The 4888-nt window shown below is 36.9% G+C and carries 4 protein-coding genes; 2 read left to right on the forward strand and 2 right to left on the reverse strand.

Annotation, left to right across the window (positions count from 1 at the left end):
* Positions 1-622: 622 nt before the first annotated feature.
* On the reverse strand, positions 623-1318 hold the full coding sequence (locus AFK68_RS10480; protein ID WP_094672567.1) for an energy-coupling factor ABC transporter ATP-binding protein: 696 nt from the start codon (positions 1316-1318) through the stop codon (positions 623-625).
* Entirely contained in the window at positions 1302-1580 is a 279-nt protein-coding gene (locus AFK68_RS10485; protein WP_094672566.1) for a hypothetical protein, read from the reverse strand. The genes AFK68_RS10480 and AFK68_RS10485 overlap by 17 nt, the downstream gene beginning before the upstream one ends.
* 464 nt (positions 1581-2044) lie before the next feature.
* On the opposite strand from AFK68_RS10485, the gene psbD reads away from it, so the two are divergent.
* A complete protein-coding gene (gene psbD / locus AFK68_RS10490) occupies positions 2045-3103 on the forward strand; it encodes a photosystem II D2 protein (photosystem q(a) protein) (protein WP_094672655.1) in 1059 nt (352 codons plus the stop codon).
* An 852-nt stretch (positions 3104-3955) separates the two neighbouring features.
* Entirely contained in the window at positions 3956-4237 is a 282-nt protein-coding gene (locus AFK68_RS10495) for a 4a-hydroxytetrahydrobiopterin dehydratase (RefSeq protein WP_094672656.1), read from the forward strand.
* Positions 4238-4888 lie beyond the last annotated feature (651 nt).

A 4888-nucleotide genomic window follows, 5' to 3' on the forward strand; every position in this document is an offset into this window, starting at 1 on the left:
GTAATTAATTCTCCTCTCAATCTAAACTGAAATGACTATACATATACACATATACAGGATTACCTAAAAATATACTTGTATACAGCAATAGTGGTGCTAAAAATAATTTTTCCTATCTATTCGCCTAACCATCAAAATATACAATTAATTTGTTTTACCGAAAAATAAAGGTATAAAGCCTCTCCTTTTAAGGAAAAAAATCCTTTTGCTCTATCCTCTTATATATAAGAAGAGGTAATTATTAACTACTTAGTCTAGAAATGCCTATCACTTTATGAAAGGATTTTCCTCGTTAGTTTCGTACTTTACCCTCCAATGGTTATCCGAGTGAACAGATAGTTTTACTGACACTTGCCGAACAGAGGAAGTATATTTTAGCCAAAAGTATGTCAGGGCTACTTTTGACAAAATTCTTCAATGCTCGCTCGCCATTTACGAGACAGTCGAATCTGGATCATTTTGTCACATGAAACCAAATGTTTTATGAATACAAAAACTTTTTACTGTCCAGTTATTAATTATTAATTATTAGATTGTTGAACTACTTACCTAGAATCATCAACACCTAATATTCCTAACATCCTAAAGTTTAAACTTAAAGGCTTAGTCCAGAGGCGATCGCTTAAGATGAATCTCTAATTAAACGTTGCTTCAAAAGTTCAGGACTACCTTGATCTACTACTTGGCCTTTATCTAAGAGAAATGCTCCATCAGAATAATCCAACTCATTTAAGCGATGAGTAACCCACATAGCAGTAATACCTCGCTTTTTGACCAAACTTTGAACTTGACTGACCAAATCTAATTGACTATCTGGGTCAAGTAAAGCTGTAGGTTCATCCAAAAGTAAGATGTCACAATTGCGGGCAATAGCACCAGCAATAGCAATTCTTTGTTTTTGTCCCCCACTCAAAGCATATATAGGTCGGCGTTGTAATTCTAATAAATTTACGGCACTCAAGGCATCTTCTACCCGATTACGAATTTGAAGTTGAGACAGTTTCTCTTCAACTAAGCCAAAAGCCACATCTGCTCCTACTGTAGGCATCACAAGTTGATGGTCAGGATTTTGGAAAACAAAACCTATTTGCCCTTCAAAATGAATTGTTCCAGACTGAGGAGACAAAAGTTTGGCCAATAATCTTAACAAAGTTGATTTACCACTGCCATTAGTACCCAAGAGCATCCAAAACTCTCCCTTGGGTACTTGTAGAGAACAAGAGCGTAATACTTGGCTGCCGTTAGGCCAATTAAAACAAATATCCTCTACTAAAATTGCTGGATCAGTAACTTTAATAGTTTTATCCTTTGGCTTCATTGGGTAGAGCGACAAAACCAGGTGGTCTTCCAGTAGCAGCAGCACCAGATTTCTGGGAAATTTGAACACCAGAAACTTCACTGATGACTACAGCAATCTTTTTCTCAGGCATTTTCTCACAAGTAAGTTCTAAAACTTGAGGGTTTCCAGAGCGAATAGACTCAAGAACTTGTTGATAAACAGCCTCAGCATCCTCAGCGGACTTACGTTGTACTGAAAATGGCACAGGGGTGTACTTCACAATTATGTCAATAGTAAACATCTTTAAATTATTAGTGAGCTTGAAGGGTAACTTTCTCCAGTTTTAACTCCAAGCAGTATAACGAGAAATTTCTAACCTTGCGGATAGGGCTTCTTGCTTCAAAAGCTGTTTACCTCTCAACATACATTTTTACCACGATATACCCTATCCTAGGTATTTCTTGAATTCTATGTGAATTTTACAACATTTTCAACTTGCTCTTGATTGACGAGGTTGTATGGCGAATTGACATGGGCAGTTAAAAATCTAAAATCTAAGAAAATAATGTCTGGAAAAACTCATTTTTCTGGTTGCCCCGATCAAGAATTACCTCTATAATGAAAATCACGGTAATAAAACTAAACAATGTTTATAAAACTTCTCATAATTCTGCTTAAGTAGAAGACTATATTATTATATAGATACTGATTGAGAAAAAACATTAAACAAGCCGTAGTTATCATAATTATTTGGAGAATTCTGTAATGACTGTAGCAGTGGGACGCCCACAATCTCAACGAGGACCATTTGATGTCCTCGACGATTGGCTCAAACGCGATAGATTTGTATTCGTAGGCTGGTCTGGTATACTCTTATTTCCATGTGCTTTCTTGGCTATTGGAGCTTGGTTAACTGGAACAACCTTTGTTACTTCCTGGTATACCCACGGATTAGCTAGTTCTTACTTAGAAGGCTGTAACTTCTTAACTGTTGCAGTTAGCAGCCCTGCAAATAGTATGGGACATTCTCTATTATTCCTCTGGGGTCCAGAAGCTCAGTGGGACTTTGCACGTTGGTGTCAAATTGGTGGCCTTTGGTCATTTACTGCTCTACACGGTGCATTTGCTCTGATTGGCTTCTGCCTACGTCAGATTGAAATTGCCCGTTTGGTAGGAATACGTCCTTACAATGCTATTGCCTTCACAGGACCTATCGCAGTATTTGTAAGTGTATTCTTAATGTACCCACTAGGTCAATCAAGCTGGTTCTTTGCACCTAGCTTTGGTGTAGCTGGTATCTTCCGATTCATCCTATTTTTCCAAGGATTCCATAACTGGACACTAAACCCATTCCACATGATGGGTGTAGCTGGAATCTTAGGTGGAGCACTATTATGTGCAATTCACGGTGCAACAGTTGAAAATACACTGTTCCAAGATAGCGAACAAGCTAACACCTTCCGTGCATTTGAACCTACTCAATCCGAAGAAACATATTCCATGGTGACAGCTAACCGTTTCTGGTCCCAAATCTTCGGTATCGCATTTTCCAACAAACGTTGGTTGCACTTCTTCATGTTATTTGTACCAGTAACAGGCTTGTGGATGAGTGCTATAGGTGTAGTAGGTTTAGGATTTAACTTACGAGCTTATGACTTTGTATCCCAAGAATTACGAGCAGCAGAAGATCCAGAATTTGAAACATTTTATACCAAAAACATTTTGCTGAACGAGGGTATCCGTGCTTGGATGGCTCCTGCAGATCAGCCACATCAAAACTTTATATTCCCAGAGGAAGTATTACCTCGTGGTAATGCTCTGTAATATGGCTTAATTTATCAAAAGGATTAGTCTCAGACTAATCCTGCAATAGCTTCTACAGCAATTAGTATGTAGAAGCTATTTTTTTTGTGAAAATTACTCCCTATTGCCCATTCCTAAATGAGTTATCGGGACTTAAACAAAATAGAGCTAGAAAAAAGGGTCAAATATATACTGGCAAAAGCTTTGACGTCAAAAAGGCATAAATCCTCAAAAAGCACGGGTTTTAGCCATTTTTAGGGGATCGACGTAATTCCCTTGTCTAGAGAGACTTTGAGGCATTTTTCCGTCCATAAAATGTTTAAGTACCACTATTGCTTTTTTTAAATTGATATAGCAATGAGCGCTGGTATATTTACAAATTGCAGTAGAGGCCAAACAGCTCAAAGTCTTATATTATCGTCAATTTATTCTCCCTGTTCCCTGTTCCCTGTTGCCTGCGCACAGCGCTATAATTGATTTTTTGCTATTCCCTGAAAAAAAATTAACCAGATAATTGCTTTCTCAAATTTTTGTGCTACTATAGAAAGCGTAAGATTGAGTAAACAAAAAACCGCTCAGGGATAAAAGGAGGTGATGCCTATGCAAGATAGTAGTATACGCATGGGTCACCTGATTGGAAAATGCCGGCTGTGTGCTGGGGCTGCTCTCTAGCAGTTAGCCTTTGTTCCCACCCTGGGATCTATGAGGATTAACCTTAACCAGGCTGACCTAGGGTTCCTCCCGGCAGTCAGGTTCCAATCAAAGTGACCCCCTAGACCGCTCTTATCTGAAATTAGTGCTTAGGTATTTACCAAGACGCTATTTTAAGATAAGAGCGGATAGTTTTTTTGAGTAATTTGAGGAATAAGTGCAATGAGTGAATTACTAAGTGTAGAAGAAATTAATCAACGTGCTAGTCAATTATCAGACTGGGAATTAGAAGGAAATAAGCTTAAGTGTGTAAAAAAATTTAAAGATTTTATTGAAGCGATAGGTTTTGTCAATAAATTAGTAGATCCGGCTGAATCATCACAGCATCATCCAGACTTAGAAATATCTTACAATAAAGTGACAGTTATATTAACAACCCATGATGCTGGTGGGTTAACAGAAAAAGACTTTAACATGGCTCAAATCATATCTAGCTTAAGTTAGTTTAACTTTAATGCCATTGCTGAATCAAGGGATGAATATCACTGGGATAGGTATTATCTACGACTAAAAATATCAGGAACAGGCAAGATGCATAAGATACAAAACTATTAAAATCATCCCGCATTTATGCAACGCCACTTTAATAGTTTAGATGGAAGTTTAGTAATATAAAATTTTAGTTTAGACAACGAAAATATAGGTTCAATACATCACCTGGAGTAGAAAAAATCATTATCAATATAATATCAATTGAAAGATTGAATGTATCAAGCAAAGATAAAAATGAGATAGGGAATAGGGAGTAGTGAGTAGGGAGTAGGGAGGAAGAAATCAACACAAATATTTCTCACTTCACTCATCTAGGAATATATTTACCTAATATCTCTCTACCTACTGGATTTCAATTCTTTGAAGTATTACCAATTTTGGATTTTAGTAACTATTCGTTATCTTAATACTTATTTGACAAACAGTATATGAAAGAATATAAATTTTTCACCTAAGTTAAATATTGCAAGTATGTAACTTAGGTGATTTTTTTTATTACTGATTTATATGAAATTAATCATATCAAATCCGGTAGTATCGGTGTAAAAAAGCGTAGAAACCGGGTTTATATGAAATGCCCTTGTAGGGACGTTGCATAAGGGC

This window comes from Hydrocoleum sp. CS-953, from assembly GCF_002260545.1.
In the GTDB taxonomy this organism is placed as follows: Bacteria; Cyanobacteriota; Cyanobacteriia; order Cyanobacteriales; family Microcoleaceae; genus Trichodesmium.